This window comes from Micromonospora sp. CNZ309 (assembly GCF_002846525.1).
In genome coordinates, this window is sequence record NZ_PJNG01000001.1 from 5,899,037 (window position 1) to 5,918,055 (window position 19,019).

Below are 19,019 nucleotides of genomic sequence, written 5' to 3' on the forward strand. Positions count from 1 at the left end.
CATCCGGTAACCTGCGGCACGAGCGTCGCAGCCGACGAGAGGACCGTTTTGAGCACATCGTGGACGCCCGGCGGCATGGGCGGCGCCGGCCTCGAGGGCATCCTGCGTCAGGCGCAGGAGCAGCAGCGCCGGCTCGCGGACTTCCAGCGGCAGCGCGCCGAGCTGCGGGTCGTCGGCGAGAGCCCCGACGGCATGGTCCAGGTGACGGTCGACGGTGACATGAAGGTCGGCGACATCGAGATCAACGCCCGGGCGATGCGCCTGGACAGCTTCAGCCTGGCCGAGTCGCTCCAGGCCGCCATCGACGCCGCCTACGAGGCGCACGCCGAACGGCAGCGCGAGCTGCTTGAGGAGATGCTCGGCGGCGCCGACCTGGTCCGCCGCGCCGAGGCGGGCAAGGTCACCCCGGAGGAGTGGTTCCAGCAGTTCGGGGTGGACCTCAACGATCCGCTGCGCCGGCTGCGCGGCTGACGAGAGGAGAGGGCCCAGTGGCCAACACCGTCGACGTCGACGCCATCCGCAAGGCCGGGCAGAAGCTCGCGGCCGCCGACGGCCCGATGGCATACCTGCGCAACGCGCAGCGGGCGCTGGAGGGCGTCAAGCTGTCGGGCATGTCCATGACGCTGCTCGGCCTGTCCGCCGTCAGCGCGCACAACGATGCCGTCGACGGTCATCTCGACAATCTGCGCACCGGCGTCGAGCACCTGGAGAGGGCCGCCGCCAACCTCGAACAGAGCGCGCTCAACTGGGAGAAGTCGGACCAGCCCTGGGTGGTCAAGTGACCTCGCGGGCGCGGGACGCAGGGAGGGCTCGATGCCGGAGATCCTGATCGCGAATTCCTCGGGCTCGGTGGTGGGGACGCACAGCGTCGCCGCGCAGACCGCGCCCGTGCGCTCGCTGGCCGGCGCGGCCCGGGCCAACTGGGTGTGGCTCGTCGGTGCCGCGTTCCTGACGGCCGCCATCATCCACCTCGAGACGTTCGACAACGACGAGGTCAACCAGTCCATCAAGGAGTGGGGCGACGCCGCCCGCTTCCTCGGCGGCGACCAGTTCGGCGCGGCGCTGGAGAGCGTGATCCCCTCCAGCGAGGAGTGGAACTTCGAGGACCGGGACGCGTTCGACGCCTTCGTGCAGAAGCTGAACGCCGAGATCGGGGCGCTCGCGGAGGCGCTCAACGCCAACAAGGACGCGTTGACCGCCGTACGCGACCACTTCAACGCCTCGATCGACGCCCTGGTCGGCGCGTTGGTGCCGATCCTCATCGCGGTCATCGCGGCCGTCGCCCTCCAGGCGTTCCCGGCGACCGCGCCACTGGCGCAGGCGATCGGGGTCGCCGGCCTCACCGCCACCGCGGCGATCCTCGGGCTCATCTTCACGGACATCGGGGCGCTGTTCTCCACGGTGGCGTCGGCGTTCCGCGGTAACAGTCAGTACAACTTCGTCTCGGACTCGCGGCCGGGCTGGGCGACCGGGAACGCGGACCCCGACATCCAGGACATCCAGATCGACTGGGTGCAGGACCCGGCCTTCTACCGGGCCTGAGCTTCCGACCGGGAGGCGGGCGGCACCGTGTGGCAGAGCATGTTGTTCGTGTACGGGCTGGCGACCATCCCGGTCTTCATCGTCCTGGGTCTGGTCGCGCAGCTTTCCCGCTCGCGGCTGGCCCGCCGGGCGATGGAGATCGTCCTGCTCAGTGGGGTGGCGGCGTTCGGGCTGGCCCTCGGCACCCTCGCCGACGACGTGGTGCAGTGGGTGCTCGTATCGATGCTCGCCCTCCTCTTCGTGGTCGGAGTGGTGCTGCACGTCCGCTCGTACTCCCGTTCCGCATAGGCGGACGGGTCGCTCCGGCAGCAGTTGGGCAACCGCTCGGGGCAGGGCTGCGGGGTATGGACACTGTCCGCTACGGTCATGGCTGAGTGTCCGTCGGTGGGGTGATGCCTTGCGGCGGGGGAGGACGCGGCGACTGCGCCGCCACAAGATGACGGAAGGGTGTGAAGCATGGCGTTCGAGGTCGAAGCAGCGACTCTGCATACCGCCGCGGGTGACGTGCGCTCCACGCGCAGCGATGTCGACGGCGAGCTGAAGAAGCTGTGGAACGTGGTCGACGACCTGGCCATCGCCTGGAAGGGGCAGGCGTCCACCGGCTTCCAGTCGCTGATGCAGCGCTGGAACGAGGACACGGCCAAGCTGCTGACGGCGATGGACAACATCGCCGACCTGCTCGACAAGTCGGGTACGACGCACCAGGTCAACGACGAAGAGCAGCAGCAGATGCTGGACAAGTTCCACTCTGCACTCAACCCGTGATCCGCCGACACGAGCAGGGGAGGAACTCATGAGCATCAAGGTCGACTACGCGGTCCTCGAGAGCAGCAACCAGCAGATGATGGCCATCTCGAAGACCATCGACGAGAAGCTGGACACGCTGCGTTCGATGCTGTCCAAGCTCCAGTGGGACGGTGAGGACCGTGCCGCGTACGAGCAGCACCAGGCGCAGTGGGACGCCGCCGTCCGGGACATCAACAAGATCCTGAACGACATCGGTGGCGCCGTGGGCATCGCCCGCGAGAACTACGTCAGCACCGAGATGAGCAACGCCAAGGCGTGGAACTGACACAATCGCCGACGCGGCTCCGGTCCGGTTCGACCGGGCCGGAGCCGCGTCGCGTTGTGCGTCGATAGGTCCTGGGAGAATCATGCGTGCGGGCAAGCCTTCGCGGTCCAAGCTCCGGCTGGCCGTCGCGGCGCTGACGGTGGTCGTCGGCGCCGGCACCGGTCCACTGGCCGCACCGGCCCCGGCACGCGCCGACACGGTACGCGGCCTCCAGTGGTACCTCGACGAGCTGAAGATCCCGCAGGCCCACAAGCTCACCAAGGGCAAGGGCGTCACCGTCGCGGTCATCGACACCGGGGTCAACCCCGACCTGCCGGACCTGCGCGGCCAGGTCCTGCCGGGCAAGGGCGTCACGTCCGGCACGGCGGCCGACGGTCGCCGCGACGACGACACCAGGAAGGCCCACGGCTCGGCGATGGCCGGGATCATCGCGTCCCGGGGCGGTGGCGCGATGCGGCACCTGGGCATCGCCCCGGAGGCGAAGATCCTGCCCGTCGCGATGGGCAACTCCTTCGACTCGGCGGACCTCTCGGCGGGCATCCGTTGGGCGGCCGACGCCGGCGCAGACGTGATCAACATGTCCGTCGGGACGGGCACGACGGCGACCCCCGACGAGATCGCCGCCGTCCGCTACGCCCTGGACAAGAACGTCGTGCTGATCGCGTCGGCCGGCAACCGGCTGCAGAACGACCGCGTCGTCACCAGCCCCGCGAACATCCCCGGTGTCGTCGCCGTGACCGGGCTGGCGAAGAACGGCGAGTTCTTCGCGCAGAGCGCCACCGGTCGGGAGGCCGTGCTCGCCGCGCCGATGCAGGAGATCATCTCGCCCCGGTCCACGTCGGTCTCGTCCAACGGCTACGGCATCGGCAGCGGCACGAGCGACGCCGCCGCCATCACGTCCGGCGTGGCGGCGCTGGTCCGCGCGAAGTACCCGGACCTCGACGCGGCCAACGTGGTCAACCGGCTCATCCGCACCGCCCGGGACAAGGGCCCGGACGGCCGCGACAGCCAGTACGGCTTCGGCGCGATCGATCCGCTCGCCGCGCTGACCCGCACCGTGCCGGCGGTGGACGCGCACCCGCTGCTCGCCGGTGCTCCGGACGGCGTGGCCCCGTCCGTCGGCGCGGCCACGCCGCAGCAGGACGACGGGCCGGCGGTGTCGATCAGCATGAAGAAGGACACGGGTGCACTGGTCCAGGGGGCCCTCTGCCTGCTCGTGCCCGTCGCGCTGCTGGTCCTCGTGATCGTGCTGGTACGCCGGTCCCGTCGGAAGGCGGCCGTCGCCCGATCCGGCCCGCCCGGCTACCCACCGCCCGGCTATCCGTCCTCCGGCGGTGCGCCCGGCTATCCGCCGCCCGGGGCGCCGCAGGCCGGTCCGCCCGGCTACCCGCCGCCGCCCGGTCATCCGCAGTCCGGTGGCGCCCCGGGGGGCCCGCACGGCAACCCGCAATTCGGCATGCCCGGTCATCCGCCGCTCGGCGGCGCACCCACTGGTATGCCCGCACCACCCCAGGCGGGACCCCCGCCCGGGTACGGCCCGACGCCTGCCGGCGGACACCCGTACGGTGCGCCGCCGACATCCCAGGCCGGTGCCTGGCCGCCGCCCGGCACCGCGCCGACGGCACCCCCACCCCCGCCGGCTCCCGGCGGGCAGCAGCAGTAAGCCACATTGTCAGTCGGCGACGGGGAGGAACCGATGACGGACGACCGGACGAGCCCACAGGTGGACAGGACGGAGCAGCCGGACGAGATCCGGGTGGACACTCCGTACATGCCCATCACCCCGCTGGCACCCACCGTGCACGTCAGCGGCATCACGATGGACAACGTCAACCGGGCGCAGACGCCCTCCGGCCTGGTGCCGGGGGCGAGCGAGAGCGGCGACAACACGGAGTGGGACGCGTCCAGCCTGGACAAGGCCATCGAGTGGTTGGAGTCGCACGCCTCGTTTCTCAACAAGCAGTCGTACACGATGGTCGAGATCCAGGACCGGATGGGCGGCGCGGCGGCGTCCGGCGGCATGAACGGCGTCGGCGGCGGGGCGACGAGCCCGCTCGGCGCCTTCGACCGGGCGGGCGACCTGGCCCGCAAGCACGGCAGCCTCTTCACCACCACGCAGCAGAGCGTCCGCAAGCTCGCCGAGGACCTCTACCAGGCCGCCAACGCGCTGCGCGAGGTCAAGGAGAACTACGAGACGGCGGAGAAGGCGAACGCCATGTCCGCCGCCGAGATGGAGCGCGCCTTCAGCCAAGCCGCCACCAACGGATCCAACGGCTGAACGGGAGGGTGACAGGATGCCGAGCTGGGAAGAGATGTGCCAGCAGATCGTCGTCGCGGGCAGGCCGGGCGACGTCACCAGCGCCGCACTGGGCTGGGAGCAGCTGCTGAAGAACCTGAACTCCGTCAAGGAGAGCCTGGAGACGAACGTCGCCGATCTCGGTGAGGTGTGGAAGGGCCCGGCGTACGAGTCCTTCAAGACCCACATCAAGCAGATCGCCACGGACACGGGCCGGGTCGTCGACGACGCCGAGAAGCACAACGGCATCGTCCAGTCGCTGAAGACCGCCGCCGACAAGCTGAGCGCCGCGCAGGCCGAGTTCCCCATCCCCGCGAGCTGCGTGAACGACGTGCTGGAGGCGCGCAACGGCCGGCTCGTGATCGACACGGGTCTCTTCGAGATGAAGGTCAAGCCCGACTTCCTGGGCCTGCTCGACCCGCTCACCTCGCTCGCGGACTGGATCAACGACAAGTCCGAGGAAGCCGCCAAGGTCTACAACCAGGTCAGCGGCGACTACGTGACCATCGACTCGGGCACGCCCGGGCAGACCACGCCGGGCACCACCCAGTCGCCGGACGTGCAGACCCCGGACCTCGGCGCCGGCCCCGGCGCTGGCAGCACCGGCGGCGTACCCGGCATGGGCGGGATGCCCTCGACCGGTGGCGTGCCGGGCGGCGGCATGCCGTCACTCAGCGGGGCCGGTGTGCCCGAAACCGGGACCACCGGGATCGGCTCCACCGCCCACCCCGTCCTGACCGGCGGCGGCTACACGCCGGGCACCGGTTACACCCCGAGCACCGGGGGCTACCCGCCGAACACCGGCAGCCTCGGCGAGAACTACGGCAGTGGGCTGGCCGGTGCCGGCGCCCCGAGCGTTTCCGGCCTCGGCGGGGCCGGTGGCGGCGGCCTGCCCGGCACCTCCGGGCTCGGCGCCGGTGGCGGGCTGGGCTCCGGTGGTGGCGGCCTGGGCGGCGGGGGCGTGATTCCGGGCGGCGGCTCGCTCGGCCGGCCGGTGAGCCCCAACATGGGTCCGATGATGGGCGGCGGTGCGGCCGGCGCCGGACGCAACGGTGGTCGGGGTGGCGGCAAGCTCGGTGCCGGCGGCAAGCTGGGCGCGGGCGGCATGGCGCCGATGATGGGCGGCGGTGCGGCCGGCGGGGCCGGCCGTGGCGGCGGGCGCGCGGGTGCCGCCGGTGCCGGCGCCAAGGGCGCCGGCGCGGGGGCCCGGGGCGTAGGTGGCATGGCCGGTATGGGTGGCGCCGGCTACGGCGACGAGGAGACCGCGCGCAACACCTGGCTGGAGGAGGACGAGGACGTCTGGGGCGCCGACGGCGGCGGTACGCCGGGCATCCTGCGCTGACGCTAACGCGGGGAGCGCCGTCCACCGCACGGTGGGCGGCGCTCCGCTCTGTCCGGGATGTGTCCGTGCGGTGCTCGCCGACACCCGAGGTGCGCCGGAACCAGGAAGGTGTCAGGCGTACGCCGCACGGCGTGTCGGGGCTGACCGCAGTCCGGGCGGCGCTCTGGCAGAAGACGTGGGAGGCGCGGGGAGTGGAGTTGACGGACCACTGCCGCCGGAACGCTGATACCTGCGAGGCATAAGAATACCTGTGTGGCATCGAGGCGGCGGGGTTACACCGCCGGCCGTCGAGGTCCGGCACCGCCGTCGCGGTTCATGAGACAGGCCGTAGTCCGGGCCCACCCGCGACGTCCGAGCTGGCCAGCGCGAGCTGGGCGCGTTCGGTGGAGCGCTTGCAGCGGTGTGGGGAAGGGGCGTCAGCCGGTCGTGGCGTCCACTTCGGAGGGGCGACGGCCCGGGCGCCAGCCCCGGCGTCGCCCGCGGAGCAGGATCGGCTTGGCGGACAGCAGCAGCCCCGCGACGAGCGCGCCCACGGCGGCGGCCCAGACCGCGACGGTGCCCTGCCAGGCGAGCGGGTCCTCGGTGGAGGGCGGCGGCGGCATCGCGCCGGCGGGCGGGTCGGTGCGGCTGCCGAGCAGGCTCGCCACCGCCCGGTACGGATTCACCACCCCGTGGCCGACCTCGGCGTTCTTCCCCTCGGGCGGGCTGTCGGCCGTCCGGACCAGCCGGTCGGCGACCTGCTCCGGACCGAGGTCGGGGTGGGCGGCCCGGACCAGCGCGGCCACCCCGGAGACGTACGCGGCGGCGAAGCTGGTGCCGCCCTGCGGCTCGGCCAGGTAGCCCTCGCCCCCGGGGGCCGGACCGAGGATGTTCAGCCCGGGCGCCGCGAGGTCGACGTAGTCCCCGCTCACCGAACTGCCCACGTGGCCGCCCTCCTCGTCCACGCCGGCGACCGCGATCACGCCCGGGTAGGCGGCCGGGTACGCGGGCATGTCCTGCTGGTTCTCCTGGCGGTTGCCGGCGGCGGCGACCACGACCACCCCTCGTCGAGGGCGTAGCGGACGGCGTCGGCGAGTTCCTTCCGGTCCAGGGTCACCAGCGACAGGTTGATGACGTCGGCGCCGTTCTGCACGGACCACCGGATCGCCGTGGCGATCTGCCCCGGCAGCCCTTCGTCGACGGTGGTCCGGGTGTCGGGCAGGACGCGTACCGGAAGGATCCTGGCCTGCGGCGCGATGCCGCTGAACGACGTGCCGGCGCCCTCCTTGCCGGCGATGATGCCGGCGACGATGGTGCCGTGCCCGGCCAGGTCGCAGCGGCCCTCCTGCTGCGGCAGCCCGTTGAAGTCCCGGCCCACCCTGACCTGGCCCTTCAGCGCGGGATGGGTGGCGGAGACGCCGGAGTCGATGACCGCCACCGTGACGCCGGCGCCCCGGGAGATCCGCCAGGCCGACGAGGGTTCGAGTCGCTTCAGCGGCCACGGCGTCCCGGCGGGGGCGGCGACGCCGGGGGGCCCACAGCGGGGGAGGGCGGCCGAGGCGGGCGACGGGACGACGACGGCGGTGCCGAGCAGGACCACGGCCGCTCCACGCAGGACCGCGCGGGCACCGCGCCCGGGTCGGCGGGTCCGCTCGGTCCCGCCCGGTCGGAAACTCTCGCGCACGCGGTGAGATTACCGCCGGGGGAGCCCTGCGGCGGTCGGCGGGTCGGCGGCGGGCCGGGAGTCCTGCGGCGGTCGGCGGCGCGGGGTCGGGAGCGTCGGCGGTGGGTGGCGGCGGTCGGTGGCGGCGGACGGGTGGGTGCCGTCGTCAGGGGCCCTCGGCGGGCTCGACCGGCTCCTGCTCGTCGGTGAAGAGGGCGAGCAGGGCACCGACCTGCCGGTCCGCCTCGGCGGGGTGCCGGAACCGGCCGGCGGGGTTGAGCGTGTACTCGTTGCGCCGGCCGACCCGGGTGCGGTTGAGGTAACCGCCGGCCTCCAGGTCGGCGACGATCGCCTGGGCGGCCCGTTCGGTGACGCCCACCTCGTCGGCGACGTCGCGGAGCCGGGCGGTGGGGTTGCGCGCGATGGCGAGCAGCACGTGCCCGTGGTTGGTGAGGAACGTCCAGTTGCGGGTGCTCCCGTTCTCCCCAGTCGTCGCCATGCCCGCCATCGTATGGCCCTTTCCTCGCACCTGCCGCGCGCCCTCGCACGCTGGCTGCCGCGCGAGCGCGTGACGCGCAAGCCTGCGGGCGGACGGCGTACCGGGTGCCGACGAACATATGAAATGGATATCACGCATACCTTGACGTACCTTGCCGTGCGTGTGACCGTGGTGGCAGCCCGCGTCCAGCGTCGGCCCGGGTGACCAGGCCGTTCACGTCAGGAGCGAGGTGTGGGGATGAGTCGTCCCGGATCGCCAGGCACTCAACCGGGCCCGGAGCGGACGCTCCCGGGGTCGACCACGGGCACCGCCCCGGCCGACGCCGGCACCGCCCCGGCCGTCCCCGCGAGTCCCGAGCAGGCGCTCGCCGAGCTGCACGCCGGCAACCGGCGGTTCGTGACCGGCGCGCCGCGCCACCCCAACCAGGACGCCGGGCACCGTGCCGCGGTCGCCGACGGGCAGCATCCCTTCGCGGTGATCGTCGGCTGCTCCGACTCCCGCCTCGCTGCCGAGATCATCTTCGACCGTGGCCTGGGTGACCTCTTCGTGGTCCGCACCGCCGGGCACACCATCGGCCCCGAGGTGCTGGGCAGCGTCGAGTACGCCGTCACCGTCCTGGGCACGCCCCTGGTGGTGGTGCTCGGGCACGACTCGTGCGGGGCCGTCCAGGCGGCGCGTACGGCGGACGCCACCGGCACCTCGCCGGTCGGGCATCTCTGCGCCGTGGTGGATGCCGTGGTGCCCAGTCTGCGGCGGGCCGCCGCCGAGGGCGTGGAGGACATCGACGGGATCGTCGACATCCACATCGCGCACACCGTCGAGGCGATGCTCGACCGTTCCGCCGTCCTCGCCGCGGAGGTGGCCGCCGGCCGCTGCGGGGTGGTCGGCATGTCGTACCGGCTGACCGCCGGCGAGGTGCGGACGGTGGCCGCCGCGTCCGCCCGTACGGTCGACGCGCCGGAGCCGGCTGCCAGCGCCGCCTGATCCTCCCGACCCGTCCCGACCGGTCGTCGTCGGGCCGCACGACGACACAGGGCCGCTCCCGCGTCCGGCGGGGGTGGCCCTGTGTCGGTCCCGGCTTCGCCGGCCCGTGGGCGGGCGGCTAGAGCAGTGACACGTGCACGTGGTCGGTGTGGTTCGACGGGCCGCTGTAGGAGCTCCAGCCTGTCGCCGGGAACCAGATCTGCCGGTTCCAGATCACGTAGTAGATGCCGAGCCGGTCTGCGTTGCGGACCAGGAACGCGGTCAGGTTGTTGCCGTACATGTAGGTGTCGTCGTTGTGCCAGGGGGAGAAGCCGCTCCTCTGCAACGACCAGTCGCAGGCCCGGCCCTTCGGATGCTCGTACGGCCCGCCGGAGCGGTAACAGCCGACGAACCGGTTGAAGCCGACCCGCTTGACCTCCTTGTACATGTGCAGCGTGCGCGCGGTGATGCAGCCGGAGGTGGTGGGGTCGTTCTCGGTGCAGCCCAGGGGTTTCCAGTCGCCGTCGGCCGTGCGCCCCGGCGCGATCTTCGCCACCGGCGAGGTGGCGACCACCTTGCCACTGGTCAGCCCCCTGCCGCCGACCAGCGCGAGCGCCTTCTCCGCCTCCCGCTTGCCGCGCGCCATCTCGTTCGTCAGCTTCTGCTGCTCGCGGACCTCGGCGTCGAGCGCCAGCTTGGCCTGCTCGGCGCGGTTCTTGACCGCGTTGACTTCGGCGAGCTTCTTGGAATTGACCAGGTTCAGCTCGTCGAGGGCGGCGGCGCGCTTGACGAACGAGTCGGGGCTGGCGGTGTCCAGCAGCATCGACACCGCGCCGATCCGTCCCGTCCGGTAGGACTGGGCGGCGATCTGACTGACCTGCGGCGCCAGCGCGTTCAGCTCGCCCTGTGCCCGGTTGACCTCCAGGGCCAGTTCGAGCTGACGCTTCTTCGACTTCTCCAGCTTCGCCTTGGCCTGCACGTAGGACCGGTTGCGGGCCTCGATCAGGTCGTCGAGCAGCTTGGGCTCGTCGTCGCCGTGGCCGGAGGGCTTGGGTGGGGTGGGCTCGGCCCCCGCCGGGAGAGGCCCGGCGAAGACCGCCAAGGCGGCGAGTACGGCCACCACGGGCGTCAACCAGCGGCGTAGGGGTGCCGTCACAGTTTTCCCTTCCGTCGACCGCCGACCGGGTTAGCTGACGGGTTCGGGGCGGAAGTGGCCCCTACCGCTGTCGCGGATTCACCCCACGTGCCTGGGTCCCCGGTTCGCCTGGCGGCGATTGGGCGGCGGCACCGCAGGCGCCGCTGCGCGCCTTCGGCGGTGACCGGCAGCGAGGTTACCCGAGAGCACTCCCGGGGATCTACGTCCCTAAGCCGACTAAATGCGTTATTTCGTAATGGCTGACGGTGACCAGTGACGCGTCTATCAGGGCGGGAACCATGATCCGTCACGCAGAGGAGTGTCACCATGCCGTGTCCGTTCTCCCGTTCTGGTCGGGCCATCCGGCGGGAGCGGCGGACGGCGTGTCCCCGCGCGGTCCGCTGAGCGCCTCCAGCGCCTCGGACCGGTCGGCCGCCGGCCGGGGCGTCGGCGCGGGCGCGGTGGCCTCGCGGTCGGTGGGTTCCCCGGCCCGCCGGCCCGCCGTGGTCACCAGGGCCGCCAGGCCGGTGGTCAGCGGCACGGCGGCGATCAGCCCGAGGGTGGCGACCGCGCTTCGGACGATCTCCTGGGCGAGGAACTCGCTGGTGAGAAGCTGGGTCACCGCCCGCGAGTCGGCGGTGAGCAGGAGCAGCACCGGCAGCGAGGCACCGGCGTACGCCAGCACGATCGTGTTCACCGTCGAGGCGATGTGTGCGCGCCCGACCCGGGTCGCCGCCCGGTAGAGCTGCCTGCGGGACAGTCCCGGGTTGGCGTGCGCCAGCTCGGTGACGGTGGCGGCCTGGGTGACCGTGACGTCGTCGAGCACCCCGAGGGAGCCGATGATGATCCCGGCCAGCAGCAGCCCGTGCAGGTCGACGTCGGCCTGGTACATCGACAGCGTGGTGGCGTCCTCGGAGCCGAAGCCGGTCAGGTGGGTCGCGGCGGTGGCGATGGTGCCGAGGACGCCGGTCAGCACCAGGCTGCCCAACGTGCCGAGTACGGCGACCGAGGTCTGCGCGGTCACGCCGTGGGTCAGGTAGAGCACCACGAACATGATCAGGGCGGCGCCGACGACCGCGACCAGGAGCGGGGGGCTCCCGGCGCCGATGCCGGGCAGCACGAAGGTCAGCAGGATGGCGAAGCTCGCCGCCAGGCCGGCCAGCGCGGCCAGCCCCCGCCACCGCCCGAAGGCGACGATCGCGGCCGCGAAGAGCGCCACCAGCCAGACCAGCGGCTTGCCGCGCTGGTGCTCCGCGATGTTGTAGGAGCTGGCCGTGGGGTCGGCGGGGTCGATGAGCTCGACCAGGATGATCTCGTCGTCCACGGCGACGGTCGGCGCACCGGGGCCGGCCGGGACCGGCGTCTGGACCTGCTGACCGGCGTCGGGGCCGTCCTCGACCCGCACGGTGACGGTGCCGCAGGGGCCCTGCGGGGCGTCGGGGCTGCCCTCCGGCACCTCCGGGGCCGGCGGGCACGGCTCCGTCACCACCCGGGTCACGGTGCCGTGGTAGCGGGGCGGCTCGGTGCCGGCCGCGGGGTCGGGCGCGTCCCACGGCCACAGCACCAGGGCGGCGATCAGCGTGGCGACGAAGAGGGGCGCCACCGTCGCGACGAGGATCCGCCGCACCCTGGGCGGGGCGGACGGAGCGGGACGGGTGTGATCGGCGCCCAACGTGTGTCTCCCAACGAGTCCAGGGCGGGGTACGGGCCGGCGGGCCGGTCGGTTCAGCGGCGCCACGCAGGCGGGGCGGGAATCGCCCTCCGCGTGGCGGTGTGGTCACGTGCCGTGGTCGTCGGCTCCCGTCCGGCGACGGGCGATCGGCGCCGTCGCCCGGCGGGGGGCGCGGGGCGGGTGGTGCGGAGTCCGGCGGGCCACCGGCCGAATGGTAGCCACCCCGGCATCGGGGCGCAGGTCGTGCGGGGGGTGTCGCGACGCGGACCTTCGCCGCGCAGGTCCGGCCCGCACACGTGCGTGACCTACGCGCGCCCGGCTGGGCCCGCGTGCGTGACCGACGTACGCCGGCCCGCACACGTGCGTGACCTACGCGCGCCCGGCCCGCACACGTGTGGGGGGCCGGGCGCGGGTGGTACCAGTGCGGAACGGGCCGACGCGCTAGCGTGACGGATGTGCGGACGATGGTGACGGCGGCGCGGGGCGCGCGGCTCCTGCTGCTCGTCGGCACACTGCTCGGGCTGGCCGCGATGCACACGATCGGGCACGACTCGCACCAGACCGGTCATCCCGCGAACCCATCGGCGCACGCCGCCGTCGGGCCCGTCCCGCACGCCGCCGTCGCGGCCGTCCCGCACGCCGCCCTTGCGCTCGTGCCGCCTTCGCAGGGCGTCGCCGCTCCGCACGTCGTCGGGGCGGCCCTCCAGGCCGTGGTGGGTTGTCCCGGGGGCTGCGCCGCCGAGGAACTGCTGCCTGCCGGCGGCGGCACGGGGGGAGGGCTACCCGGGTGGGGCGTGTGCCTGGCCGTGTTGGGCGCGTTCGCGGCCGCGCTGCTGCTGGCGGCGCTGCTGTCGGTCCGCGTACGCGCCGTCGGCCCGACCGGGGGCGGTTCGGTCGGCGCCTTCCCACCGCCCCGGGCCCCGCCGCCCCGGCCGGTGGGTCTGCGGCTCGCCGAGGTCTCGGTGCTGCGTAGGTAGGACGCGTTCGACGCGGGTGCGGCTGCACGCCGTTCCGCGTCCTCGTCGTGCCGCGTACGTTCCGACTCCGAAAGGTTCCACCATGACCACTCGTACCCTCGCGCGCCGTGCCGCCCTGGCCGGCGTCACCGTCACCACCGCCCTCGCCCTCGCCGCCTGCGGCGGCGACGAGCACTCGTCGCCGGGCGCGGGGCACGGCACCCCTGGCACCGGCGGGCCGGCGGCCACGGCCACCGGTGCGGCCGCGTTCGGCGACGCCGACGCGATGTTCGCCCAGATGATGATTCCGCACCACCGGCAGGCGGTGGAGATGGCCGACCTGGCGCCGACCCGGGCGGCGGACCCGGAGGTCAAGCGGCTCGCCGCGGAGATCAAGGCCGCCCAGGCGCCCGAGATCGCCACGATGAGCGGATGGCTGGCGGCCTGGGGACGGCCGGTGCCGTCGCCGGGCGGGATGCCGCACATGGACCACGGCATGCCCGGCATGATGTCCGACGCCGACATGACGAAGCTGGCGGCCGCCACCGGCCGGGAGTTCGACCGGCAGTTCCTGACCATGATGATCGCCCACCACGAGGGCGCGATCACCATGGCCCGCGACGAACTGGCCCGGGGCGTGAACGCGGAGGCCAAGGCCCTGGCCCAGCAGATCGTCAGCACCCAGCAGGCGGAGATCGACACGATGCGCAAGTTCCTCGGCCGGTTCTGACCCGCACGTCCCGGCGTCCCCGACCCGGGGGCGCCGGGGCACGGGGGTGCCGTGACCGTCCCGACCGGGGACGCCGGGGCTCCGCAGCCGGACCTTGCCGGGAGGAGCCCGTCGGGTGGACCCGGTGTGCCGACGGACGAAGGACCTGCCGGCGGTCAGCCGCGCTTCATCAGGCGGCCGACGGCGGCCATCATCTCGGTGGCCATCTCGTCGGCCCGGCCCTCGGCCGCGCCCTCGTGCATGCAGTGCCGCGCGTGGCCGTCGAGCAGGCCGAGCGCGACCTTGTCCAGGGCGGCCTGGATCGCGGAGATCTGGGTGAGCACGTCGATGCAGTAGCGGTCGTCGTCGACCATCTTCTCGATGCCACGGACCTGCCCCTCGACGCGGCGCAGCCGCGCGAGCAGCTGGTCCTTGGTGGCGGTGTAGCCCCTGGTCGGGGTGGGCGTCGGTGTGGTCATGAGGTCGAGGATAACGTACCCCTCGGGGGTATGGTACGGTCCTCCGTGTCCGGGATACCCCCACCGGGTACCGGTACGCCGCACGGGCAGCCGAATGCCTCCGGATTACCCCTGGGGGGTATACGCTGGGGGCGTCGAGAGGAGAGTTCCATGATCACCACCACGTACGAGGTGCAGGGCATGACCTGCGGGCACTGCGCCACCGCGGTCAGCAACGAGGTCGGCGCGATCCAGGGCGTCAGCGACGTCCAGGTCGACGTCGCCGCCGGTCGGGTCACCGTCACCAGCGAGGGCCCGTTGGACACCGACACCGTGCGCTCCGCCGTCGACGAGGCCGGTTACGACCTCGTGGGCGCCTGAGAGCGGGCACGGGGAAGACGAGGCACACCATGAACACGGCGACGAAGCTGAGCGGTTTCGCCCTCGGCCTCGCGGTGGTGTTCGGCGCGACGTACGGGGTCGGTCGGGTGGCCGACCCCGTGTCGCCGCCCGCCGAGGCCCCGCACGACGCCGGCGGGGGGCACGGCGACGACGGCGGAGCCGGACACGCGGGCGACAACGGAGCAACGGCGCACCTGCCCGGCGGCCTGCTCGTCTCCGACCGCGGGTACACCCTGCGTCCGGTGGACGCCCCGGCCGGGCAGTTCGCCTTCCAGGTCACCGGCCCGGACGGCCGGGCGGTCACCGCGTACGACGTGGCGCACGACAAGCGCATGCACCTGATCGTGGCCCGCCGCGATCTCTCCGGCTTCCGGCACGTGCACCCGGAGATGGCGCCGGACGGCACCTGGCGGGTCGACTCGCCGCTCGCCGGGCCCGGCGTGTGGCGGGCGTTCGCCGACTTCACCCCGACCGGGGGCGAGGCGCTGACCCTCGGCGTCGACGTGACCGTCCCCGGCGCGCTGACCGGGCACCCCCTGCCCGCGCCGGCGACCAGCACCACGGTCGACGGCTACACCGTCACGCTCGCCGGCGCTCCGCAGCCCGGCCGCACCGCCGAGCTGACCCTGAGCGTGAGCCGCGGCGGCGCGCCGGTCACCGACCTGGAGCCCTACCTGGGCGCGTACGGCCACCTGGTGGCGCTGCGCCAGGGCGACCTGGCGTACCTGCACGTGCACCCCAACGGCGAGCCCGGTGACGGGCGGACGCGGCCCGGCCCCGAGGTGAGCTTCTCGGCCGAGGTGCCGTCGGCCGGCGCCTACCGGCTCTACCTGGACTTCAAGCACGGCGGCGTCGTGCGTACCGCCGAATTCACCGTCGTCGCCGGCAGCCCGACCGCGCCGGGTGTCCCGGCCACGACAGGCACCCCGACGGCGGGCACGCCCGCCGCCACGAGCTCCCCGACCGCCGACGCCGGCCACGGCGTCCCCGGTCACGGGCACGACTGAGGGACCGTGATGACGATCAGCAGCAAGCCCCTGGCGTACGCGCCGAACCAGATCGAGCTGGCGATCGGCGGGATGACCTGTGCCTCCTGCGCCTCCCGGATCGAGAAGAAGCTGAACCGGATGGACGGGGTGACCGCCACCGTCAACTACGCCACGGAGAAGGCCACCGTCCGGTACGCCGACGAGGTCACCCCGGACGACCTGATCGCCACGGTGGAGAAGACCGGCTACACGGCGGCCCTGCCGCCCCCGCCCCGGTCCGCCGGAGACGCACCGGCCGCCGAGCCGGTGGACGAGCTGCGCGTCCTGCGTACCCGGCTGTGGGTCTCGGCCCTGCTCACCGTGCCGGTGATCGCGCTGGCGATGGTGCCCGCCTGGCAGTTCGACTTCTGGCAGTGGCTGTCGCTGACCCTGGCCGCCCCGGTCGTGGTCTACGGCGGGCTGCCCTTCCATCGGGCGGCCTGGATCAACCTGCGGCACGGCGCGGCGACCATGGACACCCTGGTCTCGCTCGGCACCCTGGCCGCGTTCGGCTGGTCGGTCTGGGCCCTCTTCCTCGGCACCGCCGGGACGCCGGGGATGACCCACCCGTTCAGCCTCGCCATCAACCGCTCCGACGGCGCCGGCAACATCTACCTGGAGGCGGCGGCCGGGGTGACCGTGTTCATCCTCGCCGGCCGCTACTTCGAGGCGCGGGCGAAGCGGACCGCCGGCGCGGCCCTGCGCGCCCTGCTCGAACTGGGCGCCAAGGAGGTCGCGGTGCTGCGCGGCGGCACGGAGACCCGGATCCCGGTGGACCAGCTCGTGGTGGGGGACCGGTTCGTGGTCCGGCCCGGGGAGAAGATCGCCACGGACGGCGTGGTCGACGAGGGCACCTCGGCGGTCGACGCCAGCATGCTCACCGGCGAGTCGGTCCCGGTCGAGGTCGGCCCGGGCGACTCCGTGGTCGGCGCGACCGTCAACGCGGGCGGCCGGCTGGTGGTCACCGCCACCCGGATCGGCGGCGACACCCAACTGGCCCAGATGGCCCGGCTGGTCGAGCAGGCGCAGACCGGCAAGGCGGCGGTGCAGCGGCTGGCCGACCGGATCTCCGGCGTCTTCGTGCCGATCGTGATCGCCCTCGCGGTGGGCACCCTCGGCTGGTGGCTCGGCAGCGGGTCGGGCGCCACCGCCGCGTTCACCGCCGCCGTGGCGGTGCTGATCATCGCCTGCCCGTGCGCCCTCGGGCTGGCCACGCCGACCGCCCTGCTGGTCGGCACCGGCCGGGGCGCGCAGCTCGGCGTCCTGATCAAGGGGCCGGAGGTGCTGGAGTCCACGAAGCAGGTGGACACGGTCGTGCTGGACAAGACCGGCACCGTCACCACCGGTCGGATGACCCTGGTGGACGTGGTACCGGCGACCGGCGAGGACCGCGCGGAGCTGCTGCGGCTCGCCGGGGCGTTGGAGTCCGCCTCCGAGCACCCCATCGCCCGGGCCATCGCCGCCGGCGCGGCCGAGGCGGGCACGCTGCCGCCGGTGGCCGGCTTCGTCAACGCCGAGGGGCTCGGGGTGAGCGGGACCGTCGAGGACCGGGAGGTGCTGATCGGCCGGCCCCGGCTGCTGCGCGAGCACGGTCTCGACGTACCGGAGGAGGTCGCGCGGGCGGCGGCCACGGCGGAGGCCGAGGGACGTACGGCGGTGCTGGCCGGCTGGGACGGTCGGGCCCGGGGCGTCCTCGCGGTGGCCGACGTGGTCCGCCCGACGAGCCGGGCGGCGATCGCGCAGCTGCGCGCGCTCGGCCTGACGCCGGTGCTGCTGACCGGCGACAACACGACGGTCGCCCGGGCGGTGGCCGCCGAGCTGGGCATCGACGAGGTGGTCGCCGAGGTGCTGCCCGCCGACAAGGTCGACGTCGTACGGCGGCTCCAGGGCGAGGGGCGGACGGTGGCGATGGTCGGTGACGGGGTCAACGACGCCGCCGCGCTGGCCCAGGCCGACCTCGGCCTGGCGATGGGTTCCGGCACGGACGTGGCGATCGAGGCGTCCGACCTGACCCTGGTCCGGGGCGACCTGATGGCCGCCGTGGACGCCATCCGGCTCGCCCGGCGCACCCTCGGCATCATCAAGGGCAACCTGTTCTGGGCGTTCGCCTACAACGTGGCGGCCCTGCCGCTGGCCGCCGCCGGCCTGTTGAACCCGATGATCGCCGGCGCCGCGATGGCCTTCTCCTCGGTCTTCGTGGTCGCCAACAGCCTCCGGCTGCGGGGCTTCCGCCCGGTCGGCTGAGCCTCTCCGCACCGTGCCGCCGGCCCGCCCCTCGGGCCCGGCGGCACGGTGCGTGCCGGGGCCGGCCGGCGCGGGCCCGGGACGACTGTGCTGACCGGGACGGTTGGACGGGGGCGGCACGGGGTACTCCAGGGGCGTACCGGCACTGCCAATCGGGAGGTTGACATGGGTTTCGATGACAAGATCAACAACACGACCGAGGATGCGGCCGGCAAGCTGAAGGAAGGCGCCGGCCGGGCCACCGACAACGAGCGGCTCGAGGCCGAGGGGCGCAACGAGCAGGCCGGCGCCAAGCTCAAGCAGGCCGGCGAGAAGATCAAGGACGCCTTCAAGAGCTGACACGCGTACGCGCCCTCCGCCGGATCGCCTTCGGGCCGACCCGGCGGAGGGCGTACTGGCGCGTCCGGCGGACGTGTCCCGCCGGCCGTGCCCCTCGTTGCCAGATTGACACCCCGCCGCCCGACGTCGGCCGAACCCGTGCCGTCGCCCGCAGGACGGCCCGAGAGCCCGAACGGGAGGTCCCGTGTCCCGATCCGTCGTCTACGCGCGCCGGGCCGCCGCCACGGTGGCGCTCGGGGTGCTGGCCGTGGGATGCCAGGACAGCGCCCGGGAGGAGGCCGCCCGGGGCGGCGCCACCCCGCCGAGCCCGACGGCCACGGCGAGCGCCACCGCTCCCAGCCCGTCCCCGGTCGCCACGACCGCCGCCAACACCGCCGAGGTCTGCCGCGAGGTCGACCGGGTCATCGTCGCCGGCAGCCGGAGGATCGCCACCGACTCGGCGGCCTCCGTCAGCCGCGACCTGACCGGGGAGCAGGTCGCCGACCAGCTCCGGCGCAACCTGGCGAAGCTGGCCGACGACGTACGCGCGCAGGCCCGCCGAGCCGCCGACCCGCAGATCCGCGCCCTGATCGAGGACACCGCCGAGCGCATCGACGCCGGTTCCCGGGCGTCCCGGCCGGCCGCCTGGATGGACGCCACCTTCACCGGCATCCCGCCGAAGCTGACCCGCGAGTGCCGCGCCTGAGCCGGTGGGCGTCGGCGTCGCCGACCCCGACGGGG

The 19,019-nt window shown here is 73.6% G+C and carries 23 protein-coding genes and 1 riboswitch; of the genes, 17 read left to right on the forward strand and 6 right to left on the reverse strand.

Features of this window, described 5'->3' with window-relative positions; all coding sequences use genetic code 11:
- Positions 1–48 precede the first annotated feature (48 nt).
- The 9 genes from CLT72_RS25285 (at position 49) to CLT72_RS25325 (ending at position 6,252) form a co-directional block, all read left to right on the forward strand.
- Positions 49–471, forward strand: a complete 423-nt coding sequence (locus CLT72_RS25285; protein ID WP_250100741.1) for a YbaB/EbfC family nucleoid-associated protein — start codon at positions 49–51, stop codon at positions 469–471.
- Between the two features lie 17 nt (positions 472–488).
- On the forward strand, positions 489–782 hold the full coding sequence (locus CLT72_RS25290) for a hypothetical protein (protein WP_101413901.1): 294 nt from the start codon (positions 489–491) through the stop codon (positions 780–782).
- Between the two features lie 31 nt (positions 783–813).
- Positions 814–1,542, forward strand: a complete 729-nt coding sequence (locus CLT72_RS25295) for a hypothetical protein (RefSeq protein WP_101413902.1) — start codon at positions 814–816, stop codon at positions 1,540–1,542.
- 39 nt (positions 1,543–1,581) lie between these two features.
- Positions 1,582–1,830: a hypothetical protein gene (locus tag CLT72_RS25300; protein WP_101413903.1), complete on the forward strand. Its 249-nt coding sequence runs from the start codon at positions 1,582–1,584 to the stop codon at positions 1,828–1,830.
- A gap of 168 nt (positions 1,831–1,998) precedes the next feature.
- Positions 1,999–2,307 carry a WXG100 family type VII secretion target gene (locus CLT72_RS25305; protein WP_101413904.1) on the forward strand — a complete coding sequence of 103 codons (309 nt, stop codon included), beginning with the start codon at positions 1,999–2,001 and terminating at the stop codon, positions 2,305–2,307.
- Positions 2,308–2,335: 28 nt separating this feature from the next.
- Positions 2,336–2,614: a WXG100 family type VII secretion target gene (locus tag CLT72_RS25310; RefSeq protein ID WP_101413905.1), complete on the forward strand. Its 279-nt coding sequence runs from the start codon at positions 2,336–2,338 to the stop codon at positions 2,612–2,614.
- 82 nt (positions 2,615–2,696) lie between these two features.
- Positions 2,697–4,277 (forward strand): S8 family serine peptidase, encoded by a 1,581-nt coding sequence (locus CLT72_RS25315; protein WP_101413906.1) that lies wholly within the window; start codon positions 2,697–2,699, stop codon positions 4,275–4,277.
- Positions 4,278–4,310: 33 nt separating this feature from the next.
- Positions 4,311–4,892, forward strand: a complete 582-nt coding sequence (locus CLT72_RS25320) for a hypothetical protein (protein WP_250100742.1) — start codon at positions 4,311–4,313, stop codon at positions 4,890–4,892.
- Positions 4,893–4,908: 16 nt separating this feature from the next.
- Positions 4,909–6,252 (forward strand): WXG100 family type VII secretion target, encoded by a 1,344-nt coding sequence (locus CLT72_RS25325; protein WP_144082326.1) that lies wholly within the window; start codon positions 4,909–4,911, stop codon positions 6,250–6,252.
- 416 nt (positions 6,253–6,668) lie between these two features.
- Here the strand turns inward: CLT72_RS25325 and CLT72_RS33055 are convergent, their stop codons facing one another.
- The 3 genes from CLT72_RS33055 to CLT72_RS25335 all read right to left on the reverse strand — a co-directional run bounded on the left by CLT72_RS33055 (position 6,669) and on the right by CLT72_RS25335 (position 8,402).
- Positions 6,669–7,244, reverse strand: coding sequence for a S8 family serine peptidase (locus CLT72_RS33055; protein ID WP_486484324.1), 576 nt, complete (start codon positions 7,242–7,244; stop codon positions 6,669–6,671).
- Positions 7,211–7,915 (reverse strand): S8 family serine peptidase, encoded by a 705-nt coding sequence (locus tag CLT72_RS33060; RefSeq protein ID WP_486484325.1) that lies wholly within the window; start codon positions 7,913–7,915, stop codon positions 7,211–7,213. The genes CLT72_RS33055 and CLT72_RS33060 overlap by 34 nt, the downstream gene beginning before the upstream one ends.
- A gap of 145 nt (positions 7,916–8,060) precedes the next feature.
- On the reverse strand, positions 8,061–8,402 hold the full coding sequence (locus CLT72_RS25335) for a helix-turn-helix transcriptional regulator (RefSeq protein ID WP_089002277.1): 342 nt from the start codon (positions 8,400–8,402) through the stop codon (positions 8,061–8,063).
- A 228-nt stretch (positions 8,403–8,630) separates the two neighbouring features.
- Here CLT72_RS25335 and CLT72_RS25340 point away from each other — a divergent pair, with 228 nt between their 5' ends.
- The gene (locus tag CLT72_RS25340) at positions 8,631–9,377 is read left to right on the forward strand and encodes a carbonic anhydrase (RefSeq protein WP_101413908.1); all 747 of its coding nucleotides are present in this window, start codon (positions 8,631–8,633) and stop codon (positions 9,375–9,377) included.
- A 118-nt stretch (positions 9,378–9,495) separates the two neighbouring features.
- Here CLT72_RS25340 and CLT72_RS25345 read toward each other — a convergent pair whose 3' ends face one another.
- Both CLT72_RS25345 and CLT72_RS25350 read right to left on the reverse strand, forming a co-directional pair.
- Positions 9,496–10,512: a coiled-coil domain-containing protein gene (locus CLT72_RS25345; protein WP_101413909.1), complete on the reverse strand. Its 1,017-nt coding sequence runs from the start codon at positions 10,510–10,512 to the stop codon at positions 9,496–9,498.
- A 3-nt stretch (positions 10,513–10,515) separates the two neighbouring features.
- Positions 10,516–10,647, reverse strand: a riboswitch (cyclic di-AMP (ydaO/yuaA leader).
- Between the two features lie 166 nt (positions 10,648–10,813).
- Positions 10,814–12,163, reverse strand: a complete 1,350-nt coding sequence (locus CLT72_RS25350; protein ID WP_101413910.1) for a YibE/F family protein — start codon at positions 12,161–12,163, stop codon at positions 10,814–10,816.
- Positions 12,164–12,618: 455 nt separating this feature from the next.
- On the opposite strand from CLT72_RS25350, the gene CLT72_RS25355 reads away from it, so the two are divergent.
- The gene (locus CLT72_RS25355; protein ID WP_199184640.1) at positions 12,619–13,140 is read left to right on the forward strand and encodes a hypothetical protein; all 522 of its coding nucleotides are present in this window, start codon (positions 12,619–12,621) and stop codon (positions 13,138–13,140) included.
- 82 nt (positions 13,141–13,222) lie between these two features.
- A complete protein-coding gene (locus CLT72_RS25360; RefSeq protein ID WP_101413912.1) occupies positions 13,223–13,849 on the forward strand; it encodes a DUF305 domain-containing protein in 627 nt (208 codons plus the stop codon).
- A 155-nt stretch (positions 13,850–14,004) separates the two neighbouring features.
- On the opposite strand, the gene CLT72_RS25365 is transcribed toward CLT72_RS25360, so the two are convergent.
- Positions 14,005–14,307 carry a metal-sensitive transcriptional regulator gene (locus CLT72_RS25365; RefSeq protein WP_089002271.1) on the reverse strand — a complete coding sequence of 101 codons (303 nt, stop codon included), beginning with the start codon at positions 14,305–14,307 and terminating at the stop codon, positions 14,005–14,007.
- A 150-nt stretch (positions 14,308–14,457) separates the two neighbouring features.
- On the opposite strand from CLT72_RS25365, the gene CLT72_RS25370 reads away from it, so the two are divergent.
- The 5 genes from CLT72_RS25370 (at position 14,458) to CLT72_RS25390 (ending at position 18,984) form a co-directional block, all read left to right on the forward strand.
- Positions 14,458–14,667, forward strand: coding sequence for a heavy-metal-associated domain-containing protein (locus tag CLT72_RS25370; protein ID WP_101413913.1), 210 nt, complete (start codon positions 14,458–14,460; stop codon positions 14,665–14,667).
- A gap of 29 nt (positions 14,668–14,696) precedes the next feature.
- Positions 14,697–15,695, forward strand: a complete 999-nt coding sequence (locus CLT72_RS25375; RefSeq protein ID WP_101413914.1) for a hypothetical protein — start codon at positions 14,697–14,699, stop codon at positions 15,693–15,695.
- A 9-nt stretch (positions 15,696–15,704) separates the two neighbouring features.
- Entirely contained in the window at positions 15,705–17,960 is a 2,256-nt protein-coding gene (locus tag CLT72_RS25380; protein WP_101413915.1) for a heavy metal translocating P-type ATPase, read from the forward strand.
- A gap of 165 nt (positions 17,961–18,125) precedes the next feature.
- Positions 18,126–18,299, forward strand: a complete 174-nt coding sequence (locus CLT72_RS25385; protein WP_101413916.1) for a CsbD family protein — start codon at positions 18,126–18,128, stop codon at positions 18,297–18,299.
- Positions 18,300–18,483: 184 nt separating this feature from the next.
- Positions 18,484–18,984 carry a hypothetical protein gene (locus CLT72_RS25390; RefSeq protein ID WP_101413917.1) on the forward strand — a complete coding sequence of 167 codons (501 nt, stop codon included), beginning with the start codon at positions 18,484–18,486 and terminating at the stop codon, positions 18,982–18,984.
- Positions 18,985–19,019 lie beyond the last annotated feature (35 nt).